Origin of the sequence: Pseudomonas sp. 10-1B, from assembly GCF_000935045.1 — a bacterium.
Classification (GTDB): Bacteria; Pseudomonadota; Gammaproteobacteria; order Pseudomonadales; family Pseudomonadaceae; genus Aquipseudomonas.
The window spans coordinates 1-26,714 of the sequence record NZ_JYKS01000060.1 but is presented as its reverse complement, the minus strand read 5'-3'; the positions used below and the strand labels follow the sequence as shown (position 1 = coordinate 26,714).

Genomic DNA, 26,714 nt, shown 5'->3' with positions numbered 1-26,714 from the left:
GAAGAGCAGAGCAAAGAGCGTCAGTACCGAGCCTTGCTGCGCAAGGCTCGGAAACTGGGATTGAACCTGGTAAAGGCCTCTTAAATAAAAACCTTATAAAACAATGACTTATATTTTGTTTGATAGGAGTAGGCAAACGAGACGACAGAGACAAGTCTCGCAGCCGCCCCATGTAACAAGCCTTTCTGAACAGAACAAGTAGATTTAATAGACCTAGAACAGGTTCTGAACACAGATCCTGCCTACCACTGAGTTTGTTAACCGCCCCCTTTACCCAACACAGACTTAACCGCCTCTAAATATTTCTTATTTTCATGACTAAAAATGTCATCACCCTCTAAAAAATAGGCCTTGCAAAGATAATCTAGTGCAGCTGGATCTGCTCGTTGGTACAGACACTGACCGAGTCGCAATAGCACAAAACAGTTATAGGAACCATCCACACCATTCATGGCGTCAAAAAACTCTTCCGCCGCAACGTCGTACTCTTCCATAAGGAAAAATGCATCCCCAATACTGGCTTTAAGCCACACAAAAGCCTCCCACTGAGTATGGGGCTGGGGCAGCTCCATCAATGCAGCTCGATAAACCTCAACCGCCCTTGGGTACTCCCCTTTATCCATCAACAAGTTACCTTGCTCGATTAGAGCAAGAATTTTTTCATACAGTTGATCCGACAACTCACTCATTTTTGTCTTTATAGCCATTTAAGAAGCCAAAATACTTTCCATCAAACCCTTGAAAGGCTCTCTTTTTACCAATCTCAAAAGCCTTTTTAAAGAACTCGTACGCTGACTCTTTCTCGTCCAGACCAAGATAAGATGCGCCCAGAAATATAAAGCTTGAAGTTTCTCTGGGCGGTTTTGTTTGCACCGCTCTGATTGCCCATATTTTCGCTTCGCCATAGGCCCCTAGCGCTAAATAAAGACTAGAGTAGCACTTGGCAATCCAGTGAGACAGGTCCCATTGCTCTTTAGGCTCAGGCAGCATGTGCCAAGACTCGCTGTACCTCTCCAGCGCAGCTTCATATGCACCAGATTCATGCTGTATGTTGCCTTCTTCTACAACTGCTACAATATTTTTATACAACAGGGAATCAATTTCCGATAAATCATTCATACACACCTCAGCAATTAAAAGCCTCATGCGGCCCGACAATATTATTTGGCGACCTGTAAAACTGGTTCAACCTGGCACCTACCGAGCGGCCAAATGAAAAGTGCTCTAACTCATAATTACCATAGTCGAGCACCCATTTCCGAACCTCTTTGGATTTGGCACCAAAGAAGCCTCCTAAATTATTCAAATAAATTACCGCGTCATATTCGTGTGCCATATCGGCTTCTGCCACCGACTACCACTACTTGTCGGTCGAGCTCTTGAATTCCATATCCTGACCCTGGCCTCGGATTCGCCCCTCCTTCTTCATGGCCTCTATAACTTCGCGACCAATTTTACTGGACCGGCCGGGCGTCCTGCCTAGATATTCAGTTCGACCGTTTAGCCCCCACGAATCAATCCAGCCAGTCGAATTAGGTGCAAATGCATAGGAGATGCAGGTGTCCGCTGCCATAGTACAGGTGATTGACCTAACCCCAGCCCGGCGGGGTCAGTGCATTTTAACCAAGCCCCTCTCGAGCCTGCTTACATCCTCAACCCGTCCGCCTTTATCAACAAAGGAATGCCAAGCTGGGATTGCTTTTTTAAACAGCTCCAAACATTCACTGGTAACATCGGATTTCTTAATAACCAAATCCAGCCTCAGCCTCCCCTCATCGTCAAATGGATTTAACTTTATGAGTTTTTTCGACCATAAAAAACTCATTATCGAAGTATAGCGATCAACAATCTGCCTCTGATAAGCCTCGCTCTTACTACGACTCAAAAGCATCGGAATATTACATAATGTGAAATCCAAGTCACTCATCTACAATCTCTCTTATCTCGCACGAATCACAGCTGAAATATCATCAACTTCAATTAATTTTTTTGTCCCTGGCTCGCGTACAACTATCCCGCTAACCTCACGAATACGCATTTTTTCCAACTGTGCAATTTCTGGCGCCGTGAGGCTCGTAACTTCCTTTCTTTTGATAACAAAGTCTACTCGTCGACCTTCCCCGGTCAGCGGATCTTTTACAATTTTCCCTTTAGCATCCCGCCGGGTGAAGTGCAGGAAGTGGCCGAGGGCGTTCTCGATACGCTGTAGCGGCACGTCGGTGTTGGTGTCTGGCACCTCACCGAAGTAGAAGAACAGGTTGTCGAGGGTCTGCAGGACGTAGTGGCCGCCTTCGGTGCACACCAAGTACACCTGCTCGTGCGGGTTGTAGATCCGTTCACCCGGTTGCAGGGTCACGAACGGGACTTCGCGGCCCTGGTTGTCGGTGAGGTAGATGAATGTGCCCTGGCGACGCAGGCTCTGTTCCCACGGCAGCACCCAGCCGCGGCCAAGCACGCTGTCGGCAGTCAGGTCGCTGGCGTAGAAGCGCGACCACTCAATTGGCATCAGGCCAGGCAGGCTGAAGTCGATTTCATCGGGGATCAGTTTGCGGCCAGTGGTCAAATCCACCGGTTGCCGATCAGACCGACGATGGCCCTGCGGCCACCGGTTCGACCACGTAGCGGCTGGCCATCTCGCCGGCGACAAAGCCTGTAGTGGACTTCAGGGCGCACGGTATGATCGCTTTCATGCCACTATTAAATATTTAAGAAGAAACTTACGATAACAATTAGCTATGCGAGGCGCAAAACGCCTCACACCATTCATCCAAAATTTTAAAGATCAAATTACCCTAAAATCGATCAGGACAATGCGACCGAATAATAATTCTCGACCTCAAAAAATTTTGAGATAGGCAATTATAGCTGTTCTCGCTTAGCCGAAAAAATATAAACGCTTTCCATGACTGGCATTTTCAGTAGCGCCTTTAAGAAAATCAAGCTTGGCGAATATACTTAACTTTCTTGAGATCACCCTGCCTCGATGTGCCAGCTCTAACTTACTAGCATGAAGAGGGCCATGAAGCGAAAGACCCAGAGGGAATGCGCTCGTCATAGTCGACACTCATACTTTCCAAACATCATAAGTCGGCACAATAAAATTAATCAAAAACACAACCCAGGCTCAACTGCCTCAATATCTACCATCAGTAGAGGATCAATCTTGGGCTCGCCATCCTCCCTGCTTGCGATAATCACCGACATTGGAGGACCAATGCCGACATTCGGCACGTAAAAGCCCATGACATTGACTTCGATCTTTAACACCTCCCCATTGCCAGCTACTGTTATAGTTGGAAATTTTTTTGCCATACATTCTGGCCAATTCAGCAGAAACTCACCTGGCACAACACTAGGATTTTTAATGTCACGCCGCAACCTGTAAGTACCTTGGAACTGAGGCCTAGAAAGCCTGGGGATAAAGGCAGTGTCTTCAGGCTCATCCACACCATACAAGTAATAATGCCACGGAGTCATTCCCCATACCAAGACCAATAGGCCCTCAGCAAACAACTCATTAGCAATCTCAGTTTCACAAAAAGCGTCTTTGAGATTAACAACCCCGCTCCCCAGCCGAGAAACAATGTATTCATTCATTTTATTCAGATCAGCGATAAAAAAACCCAGATTTCCATATCCATCGTACACTGGTCGTTTGGAAATTGTATGTGTGCGCTCCTCGTCATTACCGCAAGAGATATCAATCGTGACCCGCACGATCTCAGAGTACTGGAGTAGGGGCTTGATGTGATCTGGCACATCTCCAAAAGCTTTTAACGGGATCTCCAGGGACACGTTCACGTACAGTTGATAGGATTTTGGAGCTGCTTTTAGCTCTCCCAATATTAACCTTTCGCAGCCCAGATCCAGTATAACTCTTCCACCGGACTCATCGTTAACGGATATTTCCTTGGTTGAAATCTCTCGACTGCGCACAGCGGAAGAGTATCTAGCGCGCTCCTCACCACTCCAGCCAACAATGACCTTACGCTGAGTAGATCTGAATTCTCCAAAGTCAACCTCATTCAAATCCAATAACGCACTTCCAATCTGCAGGTTACCGCTAGCCACCAACCTCGAATCGTTAACTGTTATATATCTAGCCATATCATCTTTCATTAACTGGACCCCGCAGACTTGCGCCCTTCGATCTCGCCAATGAGTTAAGGTAGCTTCCTGGCAGACGCCTTCTTAGCAGTCGCTTTCCAAGACAACAACAAACCCAATCTCCCAAGCTTTTCGTTTATGAGACTAAGATTTTCAGAATGCACCAGCCAAATAAATATTGTTTCAGAAAGCTTTTCCAGCACACCGTTATTAGGGTCTTCTGAAATCCACTTGTCCAACGTCATCCCTCCCACATCAAGTCTTAAATGGTGAAAGTTAAGAAGATTAACCTCATAAACCATTCGCAGGAGCTCGCCCTTATATCTCTCCTGACCATTATATCGACCCGACACTTCCTTTCTGAATGCTCCGGAGTTTTCAAATGGATAAAGAGAAACGAAATTTTCTCCCGCAGCATAATTAAATCCTTTGCCTACGCTCACGCTTCGGTATGCAGCACCATAGATCGAAGATTCAGACGATCTTCGAACAACCTCTTTAAAAAAATCTATATAGGAATCAAGCGAAGACTGCTCTCCACTTGACTGGGCATCTATATGAAAAAAGCTGGCAAAACTCTCTGTGTTATATCCATAAGATGCGCGCCATGGCGAAAAGCCATCGGCTTCATTATAAAGCCTGAAAGAAGATGCGCTTCCTGCTGCAATTTTTTCGATTAGTACCTCCAGTGTCACCTCAATTAAATCGTGATCACCAACATGATCACCATTGGAGAGATGTTTGTAATACGCAGCGCCCGTAATCGGCAAATTAATAAACGAAAAATATGACACCCCCAGCTTCAACGCCAGTTCAGGTGTAACCTTTTCAGTACCATATAGAGCCATTGCCAAGCACATATAAGCACCCATATTCCGAAATAAATTCGTCCAGTATAGCCTTCATGTCAGATGCACAACGAGAGGGTATCACGGCTGCGCAATTGCTCGTTGGCTTCGTATTCGTACTTAATCTCACTACGCAGCTTGCCGAGGGTGCGCACCATCTCACCGGCGGGGCCGTATTGGTAACGACGATGAACGGGTTATACGCGTGCTCCACCAGCAGCGAGGTATTGATGCCGGTGTTGTGCACCTGCGAAAGCTTGTCGGCTGGTAAGGACGACGCAAATTGCCAGGCCTTAGCCGAAGCAATTCGTGAGTTTGCCCTGGGTACGGTAGACCTCGCGGTGCAGTTGATCGCTGCCGTAGTGCAGGTGGTTGAGCTTCCGACCATCCGGCGTCAGTGTGGCCAGGTTGCTGAGCGGATCGTATTCGTAGTCCAGCGCACCACTCGGGCTCAATTCCTATGTCAGCCGCCCCAGCAGATCATAGCTGTAGCCCATATTTTCATCGGTGATACCCAACTGCTTGCCCGCCCCTGTTGGGTGGCGCTGGATGCTCAGTAACCGGTCGCCATCGTCGTAGCTCTATTACCAATGACGAGCGGTGCCCCCTCTAAATCGGTTCACAACATAAAAAGAAGGGCTCATAGAGACCCCAATACATATCAATTATTAAAGAACAGCACAGCAAGATGGATTAAAAGCCGCCAGCACTGCGGCACTTTATAAATATTGCGAGCCAATGAACTGAGCTTGCCTTAATCCATCCCAACCTAAAAATCAAGCCTACAAATCTTTAAAAATGACTACCGAGACCAGTCAATTTTCAATTGACCTGAGCTCACACTCCTCAGAAAATCAACTTGACTCTCAAACTCAGCCTCAACTAGATCCTCATTTGTTTCGTATTCATTAAAACTCATGAGATAATCCAATCTATTTATGACGTTCTCAGAGCAAGCATAGATATCTTCTTCTCTGCCCGTTAGCACTCCCTTGACGGCAAAAGCTGCCGCCGCAAGATAGTCCGTCAGCCCTTGAGACACATCAATATCTGACTCAGAAACAGCATCAACATCCCAATCCAACACCTCTAAAAAACTAAGATCACTCTGCGATATATCGGCACTACCATCATACGACCATAACCTCCTAGCCAGACTGGCCACCCAATTTTTTGCCTGACCGCCCAATACTTTTTCAAAGAAAACAATTATGCCGGGGTCGGTCTCAAAATAGTACAGACACCAAGCACTAAATTTTGCACGCTCAGTTGGTGTTAAAACCCTCAGTGCGCCTAGCAGGATTTGCTTTCCCTCCGACGGAAATGTCATTTCTATCTCCTTATCAATCAAAAAATCCGCCAGCGATATCTACATGAGGCTGACAGCTTGGGCATGAAGCGTTTCTTTGCAGTCCTCCCCCATGGCACTCCCCATCGCGGCACCACAGCGTCTTATGGCAGATTTCTTAAAATTGTACGCCCAGCATGATTTTCCAGTTTTCGAAATCTTTCACAAAGGCTCTGTCGTTGAAAATATTTTCTTTAGGCACTCCAAGCTCTTGAAGCAACTCGCGCTGCTCGGATGATCGACGGCCTCCGCTACCAGCCGCAAACAATTGTGGCGTCCCATTCACGTTTGCCTCCACGATTGAAACGGTGGAACTCCGTATAGCTCTCGCATCCCCCCGCCAGCTAAGTCGTTAACTTGCCTAGCCTTCCCACTTAATTCACCACACCACCCCCAAGGATCCATCCAGATGCAAGGATTTGGGGCATATTGATATAAGTTGAATCCACCCAAAACACCAATAGGATCTTGACTGTTAAATCTCCCCGGCTCGGGGTCGTAAAAGCGAAATGTGTTGTAGTGAAGGCCTGTTTCGCCATCAAAATACTGCCCGGGGAACCGCAGGTGCTGCTCGACATCATTAATCGCAAGCCTTTCCACCGCCCCCCCAGGAGCGATAAATAGCCTGCCAAACGACCTTGCCGTTGATTTCAGCGCACTTGGCAACCCGTCGACCCAGGCTGTCGTAACGGTAGTGCCCGATACTCTCCAGCTTGCCATTGACCAGCGTCTCCGCCCGCACCAGCCGATTCTCGCAGTCGTAACTGAAGCTCTGCAGCTTGCTGTGCCCCGAGCGCTTCTCGATCAGGTTGCCCCAAGGATCGTAACGGTACTCCTGATCCCGCCACTGCTTGATCCGGTTGTCCTTGACCTTGGCAAACTGCCGCGCATTGAAGTCCAACCGGTTCGCTGCCGCGTCGTAACGGAATTCTTCGCTACCCACCAGTGAGCCGGTATCACGGCTACGCAACTGGCCATTGGCTTCGTACTCGTACTTGATCTCGCCACGCAGTTTGTCCAACGTGCGCACCAACTCCCCCGCCGGGTCGTACTGGTAACGACGGTGAATCGGGTTGTAGGCATGCTCGACCAGCAACGACGTGTTGATACCGGTGTTGTGCACCTGCGACAGCTTGTCGGCCGGCAAGGTCGAGGCGTATTGCCAGGCCTTGCGCCCCATGGCGTCATAGCCAAAACAACTGGTGAGTTTGCCCTGGGTCCGGTACACCTCGCGGTGCAGGTCATCGCGCTCCATGTCGCTGATTACCTGGCCGTCCAAATTCAGTTGGTGCAGGTGCCCACTGCCGTAATACAGATGATTGACCTTGCGGCCATCCGGCAGGCTCAGCGTGGTCAAGTTGCTAAGTGGGTCGTACTCATAGTCCAGTGCCCCACTTGGGGTCAGTTCCTGGGTCAGTCGCCCCAGCAGGTCGTAGCGGTAACCCAGCTTTTCATCGGTGATCCCCAGCTGCTTGCCCGCGCTTGTTGGGTGGCGCTGAATGCTCAGTAACCGGTCAGCCTCGTCATACTCGAAATCTTGCCGTGCATCGCGATTGACCTTGGCCATCAAGCGGCCAATGGCGTCACGCTCGAACAGCGTATGGCGCTCCGGACGTTCGCCGCTTTCGCCATAGCCAATTTCGTCCAGGCGCACCAGATGACCACCGGCGTCGTAACTGAAGCGCCGGGTCAGGTTGTCCACCCGCACCTCTTCGCTCAGGCGGTCCGACGCGTCATAGGCAAAGCGGTAGGCAGCGCCGTTCTCGTTGATCAGTGCGGTCAGGCGCAGAGCCTTGTCATACTCGTAGCGGATCCACTCGCCCTTGGCATCCTGGCGACTGCTGGGCAGGCCGCGCGAGGTGCGTTGCAGGTAGGTTGTCTGGCCTTTTCCATCGGTGTGCTTCAGCACCTGGCCAAGGGTATTGTAGGTAAAGGTTTCCGCAGTGCCGTCCGGATGATTGATACGAAGCACTTCACCATCGGGCTTGCGTTCCAGAGTATTGGTCTGGTTCAACGCATCAGTTACTGCGACGAGGTGGTCACGCTCGTATATGACCACCCTTAGAAGCTCCGTTTTTAAAGATCGTGGGCCACCCAGAAGAAGCTCAAGTACTCCTCATCATCAGCAATAACATTGAATACATCATGAGTTATCGCGAGCACAATCCTTCAGCAGTTTCGCCAGAGCGCGGCACATCACTCCGCTATCGCCTTATATATCATCTTTAATTGTGACGAGTACTTCTTGGCCCCGGGGATTCGAATAGACTTCAAGTAACCATCCAATGCATTTGAATCGAAACTTAAGAAGTACAGCTCAATTAAATATAAATCCAAAAAATTTTGATAAAATGCATGCGTTTCTATAACTACATCATCTTCATCCTCCGGGCTTTTACCTTCTTGCTCATCAGGCACCCCACTAAGCAACTTAAGTTTTTCTGCAATATAGCAACAAACCAAATCAACATCCTGCGCAACAGCGACCAGTGCAGCCGGCTCCAGCTTTGCCAAGTTAAATTTATTAGCATCAAGCTGAAGAACCACATCAGGAACAGGATCAAAATTGACCCGCAACTTTAGCTTTCCAACGACAGCGCTTAGTAAATTGGCATATATATCGCCATTGATCCAAGCACGAATATCTTCTGCAGTTACCATACGTCAAGCCCCTTAATAATCCTAACCAAGTCACTACCTGCATGCCTAAACGGGTCAACCGCTTCGTGCTCCCAAGGTGTCAGAGCATCCAGGTTTTGAGTCTTGTGTACTCCGTCGCCACCTATTCGCTGCGGAATGTCCCTATGATGTAGTTCCATCGAAACGTGTTTGGTCTCTGGAAGCCCCGTTCTTCTATTAATCACTTCTACAGTTATTTTTGGTGCTTTACCATCGGCCATACGAGCCGTGTTCGCAGCGGAGTATGTTCTCGTAGGCGCTTTGGCTTCGGCTTTCCAGTAGTTCCTCCTTGCACTACTCCAACATTCCCACCCCCACGGATCAAACCAGCCAGTCGGATTAGGCACATAACGATATAGATTAAACCCACCCTCTATACCTATTGGATCCTGGGTGATAAATCGTCCAACACCAGAATCATAATATCGGAACGTATTGTAGTGCAGTCCTGTTTCAGAATCGAAATACTGCCCCTGAAAGCGCAGATTCTGCTCGACCTGCTTGACGGCCAGTTCCTCAATCGCCCCCCACGAACGGTACGTCGCCTGCCAAACGATCTCACCGTCGCTGTCCGTCAACTCCAGCGGCGTACCAATCTGGTCAGTATGGAAGTAGTAGATCCTCTGCTCTTTTCCCTCTACCTCATCGACCCGCGCCAACGGCGCATAGCTACCCGGCTCGTACAGGTACAGGATGCTCTGCCCAGGCGTTTCCTCGCATAGCATCCTGAGCCCTTGCCAAAGAAAGCGCTTCTGCTCGACCTCGCCGTTTATTTCCGCGTGCTTGGCAACCCGCCGCCCGAGGCTGTCGTAACGGTAGTGCCCGGAGCTTTCCAGCTTGCCATTGACCAACGTCTCTGCCCGCACCAGCCGGTTCTCGCAGTCATAGCTAAAATGCTGCAGCTTGCTGTGCCCCGAGCGCTTCTCGATCAGGTTACCCCACGGATCGTAGCGGTACTCCTGGTCCCGCCACTGCTTGATCCGGTTGTCCTTGACCTTGGCAAACTGCCGCGCGTTGAAATCCAGCCGGTTCGCTGCCGCGTCGTAACGGAACTCTTCGCTGCCCACCAGCGAGCCGGTATCGCGGCTGCGCAGCTGGCCGTTGGCTTCGTACTCGTACTTGATCTCGCCCCGCAGCTTGTCCAGCGTACGCACCAGCTCCCCCGCCGGGTCGTACTGGTAACGGCGGTGGATCGGGTTATACGCATGCTCGACCAGCAACGACGTGTTGATACCGGTGTTGTGCACCTGCGACAGCTTGTCGGCCGGCAAGGTCGAGGCGTATTGCCAGGCCTTGCGCCCCATGGCGTCATAGCCAAAGCAACTGGTGAGCTTGCCTTGGGTCCGGTACACCTCACGGTGTAGGTCGTCACGCTCCATGTCGCTGATCACCTGGCCATCCAGGTTCAACTGGTGCAGGTGCCCACTGCCGTAGTACAGGTGGTTGACCTTGCGACCATCTGGCAGAGTCAGCGTGGTCAGGTTGCTGAGCGGGTCGTATTCGTAACCGAGCGTTCCGGCGGGGGTGATTTCTTTGGTCAGCCGGCCCAGCAGGTCATAGGCGTACTTGAGCTTTTCTTCCGTGATCCCGAGCTGCTTGCCAGTCCCCTTTGGTTGCCGCTCAATGCTCAGCAACCGGTCACCGTCGTCATAGGTGAACTGCTGCTGTGCATCGCTATTGATCTTGGCGATCAAGCGGCCAATGGCATCACGCTCGAACAGCGTGTGCCGCTCTGGACGCTCGGCATTTTCGCCATAGCCAATCTCATCCAGTCGCGTCAGATGCCCACCGACGTTGTAGCTGAAGCGCCGGGTCAGGTTATCCACCCGCACCTCTTCAGTCAGCCGGTCCGATACGTCGTAGGCAAAGCTGTAGGTCGCATTGTTCTCGTTGATCAGCGCAGTCAGGCGCATGGCCTTGTCGTACTCGTAACGTACCCGCTGCCCCTTGGCATCCTGGCGGCTGCTGGGCAGGCCGCGGGCGGTGCGCATCAGGCGGGTGGTCTGGCCCTTGCCGTCGGTGTGGCTGAGCACCTGGCCGTAGACGTTGTAGGTGAAGGTTTCCGCCGTGCCATCCGGATGGTGGATGCGCAGCACTTCGCCGTCCGGCTTACGTTCCAGCGTGGTGGTCTGGTTCAGCGCATCGGTCACTGCGACGAGATGCTGACGCTCGTCGTAGCGGTAATACGTGCTCTTGCCCGAGCAATCCTGGTAACGCTCGACCTGGGCCAGGGTGTTCCACCACAGGTACTTGGACTTGTAGGTCGCATCGATGATGGTGTGCGGCAGGCCGTCATCGCTGTTGAGGTACTCGGTCATCTGGCCGAGGGCATCGGTTTCGGCGAGCAGGTTGCCCTTGTCGTCGTAACGCGCCTGCCAGGTGCTGCCGTCCGGGTAGCTGACCTGAGTCACCAGCGTGGTCAGGTGGTGGTACTCGTAAACGGTCTTGCGCCCCAACGGGTCGGTTTCTTCGAGCAGGCGGGCGTATTCGTCGTAAGTGAACGCAAGCCGGTTGCCGTCCGGCAGGCCCAGGCCGACCATGTTGCCGTGCTCGTCCAGTTCGATGGCGTAGCGTTCGCCACCGTAGTCGCGGCTGGGGATCACGCGGTGGTCGACGTTGTACTGCACTTCCAGTTCCCGGCCGAGCACGTCGGTGGCCCAGCTGGTACGGGCGCCGAGGTCGTAGCGGAAATGGTAATGCTCGCCATCGCTGGTTCAGTGCTCGACCACGCGCGGTTTGCCACCGTGGGTTTCCCAGCGGTAGTGACAGCCCAGGCCCAGGGCATTGCTGTGGGTCACCATCAGACCTTCGGCGTAGCTGAAGCTGCGCACGGTGTCGCCGTTGCGGTTGATCACCGCGCTCAGCTGGCCGTGTTCGTCGTAACGGTACTGGGTGAGCGTTTCGACCGCCTGGTTGTTGACCACGCGCTTGATGTCGGTCAGGCGGCCCAGCGGGTTGTCGTAGTGCAGGTGCACGCGGGTACCGCCGGTGGCGCTGATGTCGGTCAGGGTGCCGTCGGGCGTGCGGGTGAAGTGCAGGAAGTGGCCGAGGGCGTTCTCGATACGCTGCAGCGGGACTTCGGTATTGGTGTCGGGCACCTCCCCCGAAGTAGAAGAACAGGTTATCGAGGATTTGCAGCAGGTAATGGCCGCCCTCGGTGCACACCAGGTAGACCTGTTCGTGCGGGTTGTAGATGGGCTCGCCCTAACCAATCTAGTCCTCGCTCAGAAAAAGAAAACATAGGAAAATAATTAGAGGACGGTAGACGCCCTCCAATTCCAACCTAAATTTTAAAGAACAAGAAAATCATAGTAAAGTCAAAGAAAATCAATCAATCCTTACCAATCTCCCCGCCATGCCTCTAGATAGCAGCTATCTCTCGGTAGTGAGACGAGCTCTCCAAGCCTGTACAAAACGTCAAGCAAAGAGTCTCTTTCAATTGTTTCGATTGACGCTCCCAGCGCATTCACACTGAGAACACACCGTTTAAACAGTAAAAGCATTGGCTGACCATATTGAGAGCGAGGCATCTCAATCAAATCGACCACCAATGCACTCAATATGGGCCTCAGATCTGCTAAGCAATCTTCATCTCCTTCCAAAAAATTCAACTGATCCCAAAAAATTCTTGCATCGAGCCCTGCCATATCGAATCCAGAAGTTTTAGCCTAGCGGCCGTTGAATACCGGGAAACAGAAACTCTTTGGATGGATCCCAATTAACTCCAGTTTCTCGATAATTTTTAATGCGCAAAATAATTTTCTCAGGGTCACCCACCATGCCGCAGAGCTCATAACGATGAATTAGAGCCAAATCCCGATCTGGAGATAGGGTATCTTTGATTACTCGCGCTCCAATATTCGAATAGTCCTCAGACAGCTCTATGAGTTTCGCACCAGTATTTCCTGGAGTTCCAAATATCGCCGAAAGCATGCATTTTTCCGCAGGCCGATTATTTGGCACAGTAAATTCATCAGAAACTATGCTAGAAAAAATTCTCTTAATATTTTTTATCGAAACAACAATAGTAAACAACACGTCAACGCTATTTAAATCAACGCCCCTCCAGTCATCATCAATCCTAAAAAGATCAAAAACCTCCAAAAGATAATTACTTCTCATTTGAGCAATGGTATACAAACCTTCTTCTATCTTGACGCTTAAAACTAAGCCTTCTTGCCACTTTAAAGATTTTAACATGCTGCAGCACCTTTTACGTTTACTCTAGCTTTTGCTTTACCACCCGGAGCTCTGTGTTCATCTGCAGACGCGAGGTACCGATCTCTACTTGGATTATTCACACCGACAGGATTCTGTTTATTAGATGTTCCTTCTAGCCCCCTCTATCCTCAAACACCCTCTGCTCCAACCCCCTTGCAATATCTTTTCCCTCTTGGCCATCACCTACAAAAAATGGTTCAGGCGGCACATCAAAATGCGCAGTGCTTGAATACCGGTAATCCAGCACATCACGAGCTGAATGTCCTAACCCTGGTTTACTAGCATAGCCAATATACGGTTTACCATTTTTTACACCCTCATATGTGATATGTGTAGCATTAGCAGGATTGACCGCCCACCCTAATGGATCTGACCAGACAAGTGGATTGCTTGCATATTGATAGAGGTTTATTCCTCCTAGTAGACTAATTGGATCCTGAGATATAAAACGCCCCACCTGCGAATCATAATATCGGAACGTGTTGTAGTACAGTCCAGATTCCGTATCAGAGTATTACCCTTGGAACCGCAAGTTTTGTTCAACTGTGTTGACTGCCAGCAGCTCTATCTCTCCCCAAGAACGATACTTTGCTTGCCAAACGATCTTTCCGTCGCTGTCCGTTAACTCCAACGGCGTACCAATCTGGTCAGTGTGGAAGTAGTAGATCTTCTCCTCTTCGCCCTCAACCTGATCGACCCGTGCCACCGGCGCATAGCTGCCCGGCTCGTACAGGTACAGGATGTTCTGCTCAGGCGTCTCCTCGCTCAGCATCCTCAAGCCTTGCCAAAGGAAGCGCTTCTGTTCGACTTCGCCGTTGATTTCCGCCTGCTTGGCCACCCGCCGCCCGAGGCTGTCGTAGCGGTAATGTCCTGTGCTTTCCAACTTGCCACTGACGTACGTTTCCGCCCGTACCAAGCGGTTTTCGCAGTCATAGGCAAAGTGCTGCAGCTTGCTATGCCCTGAGCGCTTCTCGATCAAGTTACCCCACGGATCGTAGCGATACTCCTGGTCCCGCCACTGTTTGATCCGGTTGTCCTTGACCTTGTCGAATTGGCGCGCGTTGAAATCCAGCCGGTTCGCAGCCGCGTCATAGCGGAATTCTTCGCTGCCCACCAGCGAGCCGGTATCGCGGCTACGCAACTGGCCGTTGGCTTCGTACTCGTACTTGATCTCGCCACGCAGTTTGTCCAACGTGCGCACCAGCTCCCCCGCCGGGTCGTACTGGTAACGACGGTGAATCGGGTTGTAGGCATGCTCGACCAGCAACGACGTGTTGATACCGGTGTTGTGCACCTGCGACAGCTTGTCGGCTGGCAAGGTCGAGGCAAACTGCCATGCTTTACGCCCCATGGCGTCATAACCAAAGCAACTAGTGAGCTTGCCCTGAGTACGGTAGACCTCGCGGTGCAAGTCGTCACGCTCCATGTCACTGATCACTTGGCCGTCTAGGCTCATCTGATGCAAATGCCCGCTGCCGTAATATAGGTGATTGATCTTTCGCCCATCCGGCAGGGTTAAAGTGATTAGATTATCGAGCGGATCGTACGCGTAACTAAGTGTGCCACTGGACGTAACTTCTTGTGTTAGCCTCCCCAGACTATCGTATGCACACTCTAACTTCTCTTTAGTTACCCCTGCCAGCCTGCCTGCACTTGTTGGCTCTCGACTGATGCTCAATAGTCGATCGACCTTGTCATAATCATATTCTTGCCGCGCGTCGCTCGAAGTTTTAGTAACAAGCCTACCAGCAACATCACGCTCAAAAATGATGGCCCGTTGTGGTCGTTCTCCATTTTCGCCATAGCCAATTTCATCCAGTCGCGTCAGGTGCCCACCGACGTTGTAGCTGAAGCGCCGTGTCAGGTTATCCACCCGCACCTCTTCAGTCAGCCGGTCCGATACGTCGTAAGCAAAGCTGTAGGTCGCATTGTTCTCGTTGATCAGCGCAGTCAGGCGCACGGCCTTGTCGTACTCGTAACGTACCCGCTGCCCCTTGGCATCCTGGCGGCTGCTGGGCAGGCCGCGGGCGGTGCGCATCAGGCGGGTGGTCTGGCCCTTGCCGTCGGTGTGGCTGAGTACCTGGCCGTTTCCGACGTGCCATCCGGATGGTGGATGCGCAGCACTTCGCCGTCCGGCTTACGTTCCAGCGTGGTGGTCTGGTTCAGCGCATCGGTCACTGCGACGAGATGCTGACGCTCGTCGTAGCGGTAATACGTGCTCTTGCCCGAGCAATCCTGGTAACGCTCGACCTGGGCCAGGGTGTTCCACCACAGGTACTTGGACTTGTAGGTCGCATCGATGATGGTGTGCGGCAGGCCGTCATCGCTGTTGAGGTACTCGGTCATCTGGCCGAGGGCATCGAATTCGGCGAGCAAGTTGCCCTTGTCGTCGTAACGCGCCCGCCAGGTGCTGCCGTCCGGGTAGCTGACCTGGGTCACCAGCGTGGTCAGGTGGTGGTATTCGTAGGCGATCTTGCGGCCCAGCGGGTCGGTTTCTCGATCAGCCGAGAGAATTCGTCTTACTTAAATGTCAGGTTTTGCTATCGGAAAGCTTAAACCGACGAAAACTTGAAGGCGAATAGCTCCATGTATCAAACAAAAAATTGAAAATGAGACGACTGAGACAAAGTTGGCAATCGCCTCTAAAGACTATTTATTAAAGAACACCAGTAACACCAAGCCTCTCTGAAAAGACACCGAGCCTTCAATCAGGCGTCAGACATAAGTCTTTTGCCACTTTTGCCCATGCTGCAAGTCCCGACCTGAAACCATATACACACCATCATCCACAACAAAGTTCAGTCGAAACACAGCAGCCAAGCCTTTCGCTTTCTTTATAACAACAGAAACCTTTTTTCCATCACTATCAATGACTTCCACTTGATCATTTGCCTCATCATACTCAGGATGCCTACCGCAAACCAAATTTTCCACCCTATCATAATTCCTTCCACCTTTAAGCACATATTGTCGAAAAATCTTCAAAAGATCCTTACGCATGGCTTCTTCAAGATCCGTTTCCGACAAGTCACTATCAAAGGCATCAATACTTTTTTGATAGTATGTCATCTCCCAATTATACATTTCACGCATAAATCCCTTCAGCGCCTTGCCAAACTCCTCACCCAGATCAGTTGCTGAATATTTTTCCATCTACAAGGTCCCCATTCCTGAATACATTATAAAGTACTTTTGTTGGCCTTGTGCCGCCGGCGCCGTACTTAAATACGAGCTCAACATCAACAGGCCCATTATCGAAGACATCTTTTGCGATTTGTTTTTCAAAATCCCTAAACAAGCCACGGTTGACTTTAGAAAGCTGAGGGAACACTCCATCCTTCCCCCCCGAACCGCCAAGAAGCTTGCCAATTATATGTCCAGCGTCATCATCCTGCTTGCCCAGCATACGGGCCCAAGCCCTTGAGGACTGATTGGTAGCTGTACCTGTTTTCAGGTCATTCTTCGTGATAGTAGCAGTTGCCCTCAAGGGTTGACCTGCTGCCCCCCTTGTCACATTGGTGTTGACACACCACCCTAGAGGATCAAGCCATCCGGTGGAGTTAGGAGCATAACTGTAAAGATTGAAACCGCCCAGTAGCCCAATAGGATCCTGAGTGGTAAATCGTGCCACCTCCGGGTCATAGTAACGGAAGGTGTTATAATGCAGCCCCGTTTCAACATCTCGGTATTGCCCTGGATACCTTAGATTCTGAGTGACCTTTTGGATCGTCAGGCTCTCAATTGTCCCCCACGAACGATACGTCGCCTGCCAGACAATCTTTCCGTCGCTATCCGTCAACTCCAGTGGCGTACCAATCTGATCCGTATGGAAGTAATAAAGCTTCTGCCCTTCCCCTTCCGCCTGATCAATCCGCGCCAACGGCGCGTAGCTCCCTGGTTCATACAGGTAAAGAATGCTCTGCCCAGGCGTCTCTTCACGCAGCATCCTCAAGCCTTGCCAGAGGAAGCGCTTATGTTCGACCTGCCCATCGATCTCAGCCTGCTTGGCCACCCGCCGCCCCAGACTGTCGTAGCGGTACCGCCCGGTGCTTTCCAGCTTGCCATTGACCACTGTTTCAGCCCGAACCAACCGGTTTTCGCAGTCATAGGCAAAGGTCTGCAGCTTGCCATGCCCCGAGCGCTTCTCGATCAGGTTGCCCCACGGATCGTAGCGGTACTCCTGATCGCGCCACTGCTTGATCCGGTTGTCCTTGACCTTGTCAAACTGCCGCGCATTGAAGTTCAGCCGGTTCGCCGCCGCGTCGTAGCGGAACTCTTCGCTGCCTACCAGCGAGCCGGTATCACGGCTGCGCAACTGGCCGTTGGCTTCGTATTCGTACTTGATCTCGCCCCGCAGCTTGTCGAGCGTGCGCACCAGTTCACCCGCTGGGTCGTACTGGTAACGACGGTGAATCGGGTTGTAGGCATGCTCCACCAGCAACGAGGTATTGATACCGGTGTTGTGTACCTGCGAGAGCTTGTCCGCTGGCAAGGTTGAGGCAAACTGCCAGGCCTTGCGCCCCATGGCGTCGTAGCCGAAGCAACTGGTGAGCTTGCCTTGAGTGCGGTAGACCTCGCGATGCAGGTCGTCGCGCTCCATGTCGCTGATCACCAGGCCGTCCAGGTTCAACTGGTGCAGATGCCCGCTGCCGTAGTACAGGTGGTTGACCTTGCGCCCATCCGGTAGCGTGAGCGTGGTCAGGTTGCTGAGTGGATCGTACTCGTAGCCCAAGGTGCCAGCGGGCGTGATTTCCTGCGTCAGCCGGCCCAGCAGGTCGTAGGCGTACTCCAGCTTTTCTTCGGTCACGCCCAGCTGCTTGCCGATACCACTTGGGTGGCGCTCAATGCTCAGCAACCGGTCACCGTCGTCATAGGTGAACTGCTGCTGTGCATCGCTATTGATCTTGGCGATCAAGCGGCCAATGGCATCACGCTCGAACAGCGTGTGCCGCTCTGGACGCTCGGCATTTTCGCCATAGCCAATCTCATCCAGTCGCGTCAGATGCCCACCGACGTTGTAGCTGAAGCGCCGGGTCAGGTTATCCACCCGCACCTCTTCAGTCAGCCGGTCCGACACGTCGTAGGCAAAGCTGTAGGTCGCATTGTTCTCGTTGATCAGCGCAGTCAGGCGCATGGCCTTGTCGTACTCGTAACGTACCCGCTGCCCCTTGGCATCCTGGCGGCTGCTGGGCAGGCCGCGGGCGGTGCGCATCAGGCGGGTGGTCTGGCCCTTGCCGTCGGTGTGGCTGAGTACCTGCCCGTAGACGTTGTAGGTGAAGGTTTCCGCCGTGCCATCCGGATGGTGGATGCGCAGCACTTCGCCGTCCGGCTTGCGTTCCAGCGTGGTGGTCTGGTTCAGCGCATCGGTCACTGCGACGAGATGCTGACGCTCGTCGTAGCGGTAATACGTGCTCTTGCCCGAGCAATCCTGGTAACGCTCGACCTGGGCCAGGGTGTTCCACCACAGGTACTTGGACTTGTAGGTCGCATCGATGATCGTGTGCGGCAGGCCGTCATCGCTGTTGAGGTATTCGGTCATCTGGCCGAGGGCATCGGTTTCGGCGAGCAGGTTGCCCTTGTCGTCGTAACGCGCCTGCCAGGTGCTGCCGTCCGGGTAGGTGACCTGGGTCACCAGCGTGGTCAGGTGGTGGTACTCGTAAACGGTCTTGCGCCCCAACGGGTCGGTTTCTTCGAGCAGGCGCGCGTATTCGTCGTAGGTGAACGCAAGCTGGTTACCGTCCGGCAAGCCCAGGCCGACCATGTTGCCGTGCTCGTCCAGCTCGATGGCGTAGCGTTCGCCACCGTAGTCACGGCTGGCGATCACGCGGTGGTCGGCGTTGTACTGCACTTCCAGTTCCCGGCCGAGCACGTCGGTGGCCCAGCTGGTACGGGCGTCGAGGTCGTAGCGGAAATGGTAGTGCTCACCGTCGCTGGTCCAGTGCTCGACCACGCGCGGCTTGCCGCCGAGGGTTTCCCAACGGTAGTGGCAGCCCAGGCCCAAGGCATTGCTGTGGGTCACCATCAGGCCTTCGGCGTAGCTGAAACTGCGTACGGTGTCGCCGTTGCGGTTGATCACCGCGCTCAGCTGGCCGTGTTCGTCGTAACGGTACTGGGTGAGCGTTTCGACCGCCTGGTTGTTGACCACGCGCTTGATGTCAGTCAGGCGGCCCAGCGGGTTGTCGTAGTGCAGGTGCACGCGGGTGCCGCCGGTGGTGCTGATGTCGGTCAAGGTGCCGTCGGGCGTGCGGGTGAAGTGCAGGAAGTGGCCGAGGGCGTTCTCGATACGCTGCAGCGGCACGTCGGTGTTGGTGTCTGGCACCTCACCGAAGTAGAAGAACAGGTTGTCGAGGGTCTGCAGGATGTAGTGGCCGCCTTCGGTGCACACCAGGTACACCTGTTCGTGCGGGTTGTAGATCCGTTCACCCGGTTGCAAGGTCACGAACGGGACTTCGCGGCCCTGGTTGTCGGTGAGGTAGATGAATGTGCCCTGGCGACGCAGGCTCTGCTCCCACGGCAGCACCCAGCCGCGACCAAGCACGCTGTCGACAGTCAGGTCGCTGGCGTAGAAGCGCGACCACTCGATCGGCATCAGGCCTGGCAGGCTGAAGTCGACTTCATCGGGGAGCAGTTTGCGGCCGGTGGTAAGGTCTACCGGGTTGCCGACCAGGCCGCCGATGGCCCTGCGGGCCACGGGTTCGACCACATAGCGGCTGGCCACCTCACCGGCGACGAAGCCGGCGGTGAACTTCAGGGCGCAGGGCATGATGGCTTTCATGCCGGCTTGGGTGCCGGCCTTGATCAACTGGGCGATACCGCCAGCAGCACCAGCGATGGCCATCAGCACATCCACGGTAGTGCGCAGCCATTCCGGGATTTCGTCGTCCACTGGCAGGTAGCGGTAGGTACCGCCGCCGATGATGACGTTGTCCGAACCACCGGAAATGGTCGCGCCGCAGGTCAGCTTGTCGCCCTTGCGCGCCGCCGCGACGCTGTTGATGAAGACGTTGGTCGAGCCTTCGGCAATTTGCACCGGCCCTGGGTGCTTGTCGCAGGCACCGATGCTTTTTTCGACGCGGGCGGCCTTGCGGCTGTTGATGAAGACGTTGGGTGAGGCAGTGGTTATCGTCCCTGAGGGGGACGAGAACATACTGCCTATCGCCTCTCCGGCGGCGGTCAGCAAGCTGCCTCCGATACCGGCTGCGAGGCCGGCCAGCAAGGCCACGCCGAACCCGCAGGTGAAGGTGGCGATGGCCACCGTGGCCACCAGTGCGATACCCAGGGCTGCCCCGATCAGGAAGCCCCCCAGCGCACTGGTGTGCGATATCTCGTCGCCGAACCTGGCCGCTTCGAACATGAGGGGTTACTCCTGTTCGCCGGGCTCGGCGTTGGTTGCGACCGGATTGCGTGGGGTGAAGCTGGCCAGCAGGTTGTCCCAGTCCTGGTTCTGCTGGGCACTGAAGTCGGCCTGTGCAGTGGTGGAGAAGATCAGGGCACGCCCGGGGCTGATGATGAAGGCGGCCTGACGCTGGTACAACGGGCGGCCCTGGTTCATGTAGTAGGCGTCGATCTGGATGCCGGCAATGGGGGCGGTAGCCGAGAGCGAGACGGCCTTGTTGCCCATGCGGGTGTAGCCGCGCAGCTTGGAGGTGAGCATCTTGACCTGGCGATCGACGTAGGCCTGTAGCGCTTCGTCCGGCAGCAAGATGTCACGCGAGATGGTGATGCTCAACGGTGCTGGAACACTGGCACCCAAGACGAACATGTTGACCGTACGGTCCTCGAAACCTGCCGGCAGCGCGATGCCGCCTTCCTGCAACTCGTAATCCATGCGATGAAAATTCCTGATAGCGAAAAAATCGGGTGTCAGCTCAGTGTGAAGCCATCGAGCATTCGGTCGAACTCGGCCAGCCACTGGCTCAGGCCCGGTTTGCTCGGGTCGATCACGCTGGAAATATCCAGCCATTGCAGCGACTCGCTGCCTGCGACAGGCACCAATGCACCGACCAGGCGACCGTGCCGGGGCTCATGGCCGGCATTGAAGTGGAAATCCAGGACCTTGGCCGGGTTGCCAGCCACGTGGCAGTCACGCTGACGAATCACGCGCAGTTGCGGGGTCAATTCGCGCAGGGCCTGGATCGCGGCCTCGAACAGCTGCTCCAAGGTCTGCCTGGAGCGCACATCACGGCGGCGGATGTTGAGGCTGACCGGCCCGCCTTCATGCTCGATGGTGGTCTGGATATCGCGAAAACGAAATCCGACCGGAAACTGCAGGTTGAAACCAGCGAAGGTGAAACCGCTGGCCACATCCTGCAATGCTGCCGGCACTGGTTCCTGCTCGAGAACAGGCTCGGGCACGTGGGCAGCTTCCGCCAGCTTGGCCAGCCGCGCAGCCTCCTCTTGCGCTTCGCGCTTGGCGGAGATGCGGTCGTAGATCGAGGGCTTGTACATGAACCTTGCCTCAGTCATTGATCCGCACTGCGGCGCCAGTGATCTGGGTGGTGTCGGTACTGGTGGTCACGATGACCTTGCCTTTGATCTCGATGCCTTCCGGGGTCAGCGTGATGCTGCTGTCGCCCACCTGCAGGATGATGTGCTGCTTGGCGGCCACCTGTATGAACTGGTTGTCGACCTGCAGGGTGTAAGAGCCTTCGGTCACTTGCACCACCGTGTCTTTCTTGACTGTTTCGGTGTGCGTACCACCAACAGTGATCGAGCGATTGTTCCCCACATCATGGGTCTCATCCAGCTCGATCTCGGTATCCATGTTGCGCTCGGCATGCATGATGATCTGCTCGGCGCCGGCCTTGTCCTCGAAGCGGAAGAAGTTGGCGGTACCGCCATCGCCCTTCATCGACCGGGTCAGGAAACCACTCTGGGTCTTGTTCGCCGGCAGCGACCATGGCGGTGTGTTGGTGCTGTTGTACAGACTGCCCATGATCAGCGGGCGGTCGGGGTTGCCGTCGAGGAACACCACCACCACTTCGTCACCGACCCGTGGGATCTGGATGCTGCCGAAGCCGCCGCTTGCGCCGGATTGGGCTGCACGGACCCAGCAGGAGCTCTCGTCATTGAATTCGCCATTGCGATCCCAGTGGAACTGAAGTTTTACTCGCCCCAGTTCATCGGTGTAGATCTCTTCGCCTGGTGGGCCGACGACAATAGCTGTCTGCGGCCCGCTGATTAAACCGCGAGGGGTGTTCAGGCTTGGCCGGAACGGGATTTTCCTGCGAATACATGTGAAGTTGTTCTGATAACCAGCCTGGCCGCTGCTGCTGTAGTTGTTCTGTCCCCAGTGCTTGACCGAGAGAATTAGAAACTGACGCTCTTCCTGGGGATCGTTGTCGTGATCATAGTGCTGCGAAAGTTCGAAGTAATAGCCAGGCTCCATTGCCCGACAATTACTCTTGCCGCTGAAGACCTTTCCCTGAACCTCCATGGCCTCGAGACGATGCCGTGCCTTGCGCATGCCTTCGTCAGCATCTGCATACCCGTAGAGGCCTTCGTAGTCGAAGACCTCTAACCGGCCTACCTCCCCCTGCTGATTTATCGACTCGAGCTGAACCAGGTGCGGATTGCCGGGTTGCTTGTAGTCGAAGGACTTGAGGGTCAGTTGTGTCGGCTGAAAACGACGACTGGAAGACCAGGCAGTAATGGAGTCATCGGTCTCAGTGACCGATGCACGGTGATAACGGATGACCGGTTGACCAGCAAGCTGCGTCAGAACGCTGCTATCGTCGCTGATGATCATTCGATGCCCTTCCTGACTGTGCTGGAAGGTAAAAAACAACCCTTCCTGCTCAAGCAGGCGCAAGACAAAGTTGAGGTCCGATTCCTGATACTGGGTACAGTAACTGATGGGCTTGAGCGGCTTGCTCAGCCGGAACTCGTGATCAGCCAGCGTCAAGTAGTAAGCGAAGACTTCTTTGACGATTTGTTCAGTCGTCTTGTCCTGAAAAATGCGCGAATCGCGACGACGACTGAGAATCCACAGCCAGGGAACAAGTTCTGCACTGTAGTTAGCCACCCCACCATCGGCGCCAGTATGAATGAAATCCGAAACATGAGCACTGATGTACTTCGTGCTACCATCCACCAACTCTATGCCCATTGTCACTTTCTTGCCTATGAGCTTCTTCAGCTCGATCCGGGCATCTTGGGACATGAGCTCAACGTTGAAGTGGAACAGCTCCGAAATCGCCTCATGGCCCGTGAAGCTGAGGAGCTGCAGCTCCTGCTCGGCAGGCAGAGGAGAATCGAATGTTATCAGGCGTCGATGCTGAGAAAGCATCTTCTCGAGGGCGTCCGTAATCATGTTCTTGCTCCCTGCACCAAGCTGAAAATCTTCTCATCAAAGCGTCACAGACGACTACTGTCAAATGGTGGCATTTGGCCACCCGCCAGCGTATACCCCTTGCCAAACAAGTGAAAACTACCCGAGACAGCGTACATAGCATCTACGTAGCGTGCCTCTCGGGCGGCTATTCTGAGATTGATCGAAGGTTCCCTGCTGAGAAAATGCTACAAATGATAGCAATATGCCTCTTTGACTTTCAGCTCAAGCAAAGGCACCTTACCGTCCTGAAATGCGCCCCAATCAAGGCAGATGACACAGGAAGTGGACAATGGGTTTGAATAGCTCCCAGCTTACTCAGCTAGACAGGCAAATGGATGAAAACCGCACAGAACTGGTAATCATGAGCCGTGAGGACGCAGTTCACCTGGCCGCCTCCAACGAGAGGCGACAGAGCCCATGCATCCCCTTGAAAGTGTGTTCCCGGTCACAAAATTGGATGTTGGATGGTATACGGGGGGCGACCCAGCCAGTGTACAACGACAGTATTCACCGCTTGGTAAATACTAGCTGGGGCTCCCCAGTGCTTTTGGCTGTCAATGATACCTATGATCTTACATTGCTATTACGGAACATCGGGGGCTTCGGCACTCAGATTCGTTACAGTACTTACAGAGGCCAACAATATGTAATTTTGACGGGGCGTCCTGGTCTTCGGCAGATACTTAGGGGAACCCGGTACGGCATTCGCAACGCACAACTTGTCGAATTTGGTATCGGGCAATACGGTATCCGAGGTTCTTCCCTTGCGGGGTTCAGGCTCTCATGCTATGTGGCCGTCGGTATTGAGGTGCTTGAGTGGTTTTTTAGCGATGAAGCCACAGTGGCAGATCTTTTGGGTGGGGTATTTGTTGAGCTTGTAAAAGCGGGCATAGGATCGGCTATTGGCTATGCGGTTGCCACACTGGTCGCCGGCGTTGCGGCTAGCGCAGCAATGCCTTTAGTTGCGGGAGCGGCGATGATTTTCGTTGTAGGCATTGCCCTCAATGCGATTGACAACGAAATGGAGATAAAAGCGACTGTCAAAGCCAGCTTGAATTATGCCGTCGAGCATGTGCAACTAATAACTGAAAAAATTCAGTCAATAGACACGCGCACCCTCGAACGCTATAAAAACGATGTCATCAACAGCGTAACCGATGCCGTAATTGACACCGCCGTCGACGAAGCGAAATCATGGCTGCTCGACAAGATCCCCTCCCGCCTTATCCCAAGCACTCCAGACTTTAACTGGCCAAAAGCGCCTAACCTCCCTCGTCTTCCGAACTTCAATCTTCCTAAGTTTTGAGCAGGCAACAATGACAGTTAGTACCCTTTCTTTTGAATCCATCAAATTCAGACTACTCGCTGCACTGACGCTTCTGATCTGCGCTGGCGCCGGCCTATTTTCCATTTATTGGCTAATTGCACACGTGTTGCCAATTTACGGAAAGCTTTGGCGCCAGGCCTCTGCCATCGAAGTCCCTTATATGGCTTTTGGCTTGCTCATGGCGCCACCCGTTATGCTCGCTTGCACCGTTGCCAGCGCATTCGCAATATGCACAGGTAAAAGATTCGCGCCAACCAGTAAATCTGGTCTTGCCAAATTCCAGACCTGCATGCTGAAAACCTCTGTCTACTCATTGATTGTTGTCGCCCCTCTAGTGGCCATCATCACAACAGTGGCACTCAACACACTAGACTATACAATCTGCCCTCAATTGAGAAAATCTGGCTCGGCCTGGCAGACCTATTGGGTAAGCCACCCTGGTTTCTGCTTCATCCCTGACAGCTATACAGAAAACAAATGGCCCTGCAAAAATGCAGACGGTAAGAAGTTGTGCATCAATATGGATGAATAATTTTCCTCTCATGCCCAATCGCTGACGTAGCAGCCAGGAAACAGCCGCCAGCTTCTTCAAAACGCAGGGTTACAAACCTGACGACTACGAAGGCTACATGAACGGCCTGGGTTTCACTCAACCAGCCGACACGGAAACTATCAACCGTGGCAATACACTTTGGCAGTTCCAGGTGCCCGGCGGCCGGCAAGGCATGTGGTACTCTCCTACCCCAGACGTGGTGCCAGGGCAACTGGGGATCAACCCGCTTGGCCAAATCTACAAAACCGAAACCATCGTGCCCAAGATCGTGAACGTCTACCAGAGCACTGAGAAGGTCACGCTGCTGAGGAGCACCTCGGCACCGGTATTGGATACCTGGTCCGTTCCTTCCCAGCCCTATAACGCCATTGGCGGTGCTCGGCAGATGACCTCTGGCCAACGCGAGCTCTTCAAACTGATAACACCAGGTGCATTATGAAACCCACAACCCCCCTCGGCTATGTACAGAAGGCTATCGATATCACCGCGCAGCGGAACAAGGCCTGTCCCGCTTACCCCATTTATGGGATGCTACTTAATCAACTTGACTATGTGAAAGCCGTGTTCGAAGGGCGCGAGCAAGATAAATCGAAACTCCACCAACTCAGTATCGGTGCCATTGCCTCGAAAGAATTCGAAGAAAATGACCCCGAGTTGGCCAGAGCACTGAAAGACGCCTATTACGTCGCCATCCAGTCGGCTCGTGGCCTCAAAATTCAACTGCCCGATTGATTGCCGACGCTCGATCAGGCCAGCCACTGAACATCGAGCGCAGTCACTGACGAAAGCTATAGACCCTACACTCAGCAGGCTGAGCCACGATGGACATTTACGCACTCCGGCAAAAATCGAAAGCGCTGCGTGTCATCATTGACCGGCTGAAGTCACACGACCCGGCCGCCATGAAGTTGAGTGTAGAGCTGACGCTCTTGTTGAACGCGGCAAAGCAGCAGCGGATCCGCACCCCGACGGAATGGCGCGACATCCCCGGAAGCTATCTGTTCACCGAAGAAGGGCTGCAGCAGTATGCCGATCTCGAGCACGCCTTCGCCGAGTTTCGCATCGAGCAGTCCGGGGGCGAGTCCCCTACCCTGCGCAAGCTCAAGGCGCGCATGGGGGAGAAGCCCTCCCAAGGATGATGGGCGGGCAGCCTTGCCATCTTTTCATGAGTTCAATCCATTTGATCAATCAGACGCAGAGCGCCAATCGTGCCTAATCTGAGCGTCTTGACCAGAGTAAGGGATCCATCATCCCCACATTCCAAGCGTCCACCTGATGCCCGATGCTGCGCTCCCGAT

At 53.5% G+C, this 26,714-nt stretch carries 18 protein-coding genes and 6 pseudogenes; 5 read left to right on the top strand and 19 right to left on the bottom strand.

The annotated features are described in order from the left end of the window. Nucleotides 1–257: 257 nt before the first annotated feature. The 19 genes and pseudogenes from TZ03_RS25220 to tssI form a co-directional block, all read right to left on the bottom strand. Nucleotides 258–689 (bottom strand): tetratricopeptide repeat protein, encoded by a 432-nt coding sequence (locus TZ03_RS25220; protein WP_051101096.1) that lies wholly within the window; start codon nucleotides 687–689, stop codon nucleotides 258–260. Further along, nucleotides 682–1,119 (bottom strand): hypothetical protein, encoded by a 438-nt coding sequence (locus TZ03_RS25215; RefSeq protein ID WP_051101095.1) that lies wholly within the window; start codon nucleotides 1,117–1,119, stop codon nucleotides 682–684. Before TZ03_RS25215 ends, TZ03_RS25220 begins: the two co-directional genes overlap by 8 nt. A 490-nt stretch (nucleotides 1,120–1,609) precedes the next feature. After that, nucleotides 1,610–1,927 (bottom strand): hypothetical protein, encoded by a 318-nt coding sequence (locus TZ03_RS25210; protein ID WP_051101094.1) that lies wholly within the window; start codon nucleotides 1,925–1,927, stop codon nucleotides 1,610–1,612. 234 nt (nucleotides 1,928–2,161) lie between these two features. Continuing rightward, nucleotides 2,162–2,696 (bottom strand): annotated as a pseudogene (locus tag TZ03_RS31665) (DUF6531 domain-containing protein); the annotation flags it as partial. 409 nt (nucleotides 2,697–3,105) lie between these two features. After that, nucleotides 3,106–4,119: a hypothetical protein gene (locus TZ03_RS25200; RefSeq protein ID WP_051101092.1), complete on the bottom strand. Its 1,014-nt coding sequence runs from the start codon at nucleotides 4,117–4,119 to the stop codon at nucleotides 3,106–3,108. A 44-nt stretch (nucleotides 4,120–4,163) separates the two neighbouring features. Beyond that, nucleotides 4,164–4,955, bottom strand: a complete 792-nt coding sequence (locus TZ03_RS29330; protein ID WP_236692896.1) for a hypothetical protein — start codon at nucleotides 4,953–4,955, stop codon at nucleotides 4,164–4,166. Between the two features lie 68 nt (nucleotides 4,956–5,023). After that, nucleotides 5,024–5,533, bottom strand: a pseudogene (locus tag TZ03_RS31660) (hypothetical protein); the annotation flags it as partial. A gap of 224 nt (nucleotides 5,534–5,757) precedes the next feature. After that, nucleotides 5,758–6,285 (bottom strand): hypothetical protein, encoded by a 528-nt coding sequence (locus TZ03_RS25190; RefSeq protein ID WP_051101090.1) that lies wholly within the window; start codon nucleotides 6,283–6,285, stop codon nucleotides 5,758–5,760. 136 nt (nucleotides 6,286–6,421) lie between these two features. Further along, a complete protein-coding gene (locus tag TZ03_RS31150; RefSeq protein ID WP_160297752.1) occupies nucleotides 6,422–6,589 on the bottom strand; it encodes a hypothetical protein in 168 nt (55 codons plus the stop codon). Then, a pseudogene (locus TZ03_RS31655) lies at nucleotides 6,586–8,173 on the bottom strand (RHS repeat protein). Before TZ03_RS31655 ends, TZ03_RS31150 begins: the two are co-directional and overlap by 4 nt. Before the next feature lie 326 nt (nucleotides 8,174–8,499). Next, the gene (locus TZ03_RS30825) at nucleotides 8,500–8,964 is read right to left on the bottom strand and encodes a hypothetical protein (protein WP_152645539.1); all 465 of its coding nucleotides are present in this window, start codon (nucleotides 8,962–8,964) and stop codon (nucleotides 8,500–8,502) included. Next, a pseudogene (locus TZ03_RS25175) lies at nucleotides 8,958–12,186 on the bottom strand (RHS repeat-associated core domain-containing protein); the annotation flags it as partial. The gene TZ03_RS30825 and the pseudogene TZ03_RS25175, both read right to left, overlap by 7 nt. 459 nt (nucleotides 12,187–12,645) lie before the next feature. Next, nucleotides 12,646–13,182: a hypothetical protein gene (locus TZ03_RS30820; protein ID WP_152645538.1), complete on the bottom strand. Its 537-nt coding sequence runs from the start codon at nucleotides 13,180–13,182 to the stop codon at nucleotides 12,646–12,648. 367 nt (nucleotides 13,183–13,549) lie between these two features. After that, nucleotides 13,550–15,722: pseudogene (locus tag TZ03_RS31645) on the bottom strand (RHS repeat-associated core domain-containing protein); the annotation flags it as partial. Between the two features lie 196 nt (nucleotides 15,723–15,918). Continuing rightward, on the bottom strand, nucleotides 15,919–16,356 hold the full coding sequence (locus tag TZ03_RS25160; protein ID WP_053388463.1) for an NTF2 fold immunity protein: 438 nt from the start codon (nucleotides 16,354–16,356) through the stop codon (nucleotides 15,919–15,921). Continuing rightward, nucleotides 16,334–20,557: an RHS repeat-associated core domain-containing protein gene (locus TZ03_RS25155; protein ID WP_051101088.1), complete on the bottom strand. Its 4,224-nt coding sequence runs from the start codon at nucleotides 20,555–20,557 to the stop codon at nucleotides 16,334–16,336. Before TZ03_RS25155 ends, TZ03_RS25160 begins: the two co-directional genes overlap by 23 nt. A 6-nt stretch (nucleotides 20,558–20,563) precedes the next feature. Next, the gene (locus TZ03_RS25150) at nucleotides 20,564–21,031 is read right to left on the bottom strand and encodes a DcrB-related protein (protein ID WP_051101087.1); all 468 of its coding nucleotides are present in this window, start codon (nucleotides 21,029–21,031) and stop codon (nucleotides 20,564–20,566) included. Between the two features lie 35 nt (nucleotides 21,032–21,066). Beyond that, nucleotides 21,067–21,651 (bottom strand): DcrB-related protein, encoded by a 585-nt coding sequence (locus tag TZ03_RS25145; protein ID WP_051101086.1) that lies wholly within the window; start codon nucleotides 21,649–21,651, stop codon nucleotides 21,067–21,069. 10 nt (nucleotides 21,652–21,661) lie between these two features. After that, nucleotides 21,662–23,515 carry a type VI secretion system tip protein TssI/VgrG gene (gene tssI / locus TZ03_RS25140; protein ID WP_051101085.1) on the bottom strand — a complete coding sequence of 618 codons (1,854 nt, stop codon included), beginning with the start codon at nucleotides 23,513–23,515 and terminating at the stop codon, nucleotides 21,662–21,664. 310 nt (nucleotides 23,516–23,825) lie between these two features. Between tssI and TZ03_RS25135 the strand changes: the two genes are divergently transcribed. From TZ03_RS25135 to TZ03_RS25115, 5 genes and pseudogenes are all read left to right on the top strand, one after another. After that, nucleotides 23,826–24,842 carry a hypothetical protein gene (locus TZ03_RS25135; protein WP_051101084.1) on the top strand — a complete coding sequence of 339 codons (1,017 nt, stop codon included), beginning with the start codon at nucleotides 23,826–23,828 and terminating at the stop codon, nucleotides 24,840–24,842. 10 nt (nucleotides 24,843–24,852) lie between these two features. Beyond that, complete coding sequence (locus TZ03_RS25130) at nucleotides 24,853–25,395, top strand: hypothetical protein (RefSeq protein ID WP_177328504.1); 543 nt, start codon at nucleotides 24,853–24,855, stop codon at nucleotides 25,393–25,395. 37 nt (nucleotides 25,396–25,432) lie between these two features. Continuing rightward, a pseudogene (locus TZ03_RS25125) lies at nucleotides 25,433–25,855 on the top strand (polymorphic toxin type 46 domain-containing protein); the annotation flags it as partial. Further along, nucleotides 25,852–26,148 (top strand): immunity protein Tsi6 family protein, encoded by a 297-nt coding sequence (locus tag TZ03_RS25120; RefSeq protein WP_003248391.1) that lies wholly within the window; start codon nucleotides 25,852–25,854, stop codon nucleotides 26,146–26,148. The pseudogene TZ03_RS25125 and the gene TZ03_RS25120, both read left to right, overlap by 4 nt. 89 nt (nucleotides 26,149–26,237) lie before the next feature. After that, on the top strand, nucleotides 26,238–26,555 hold the full coding sequence (locus TZ03_RS25115) for a hypothetical protein (RefSeq protein WP_051101083.1): 318 nt from the start codon (nucleotides 26,238–26,240) through the stop codon (nucleotides 26,553–26,555). Nucleotides 26,556–26,714 lie beyond the last annotated feature (159 nt).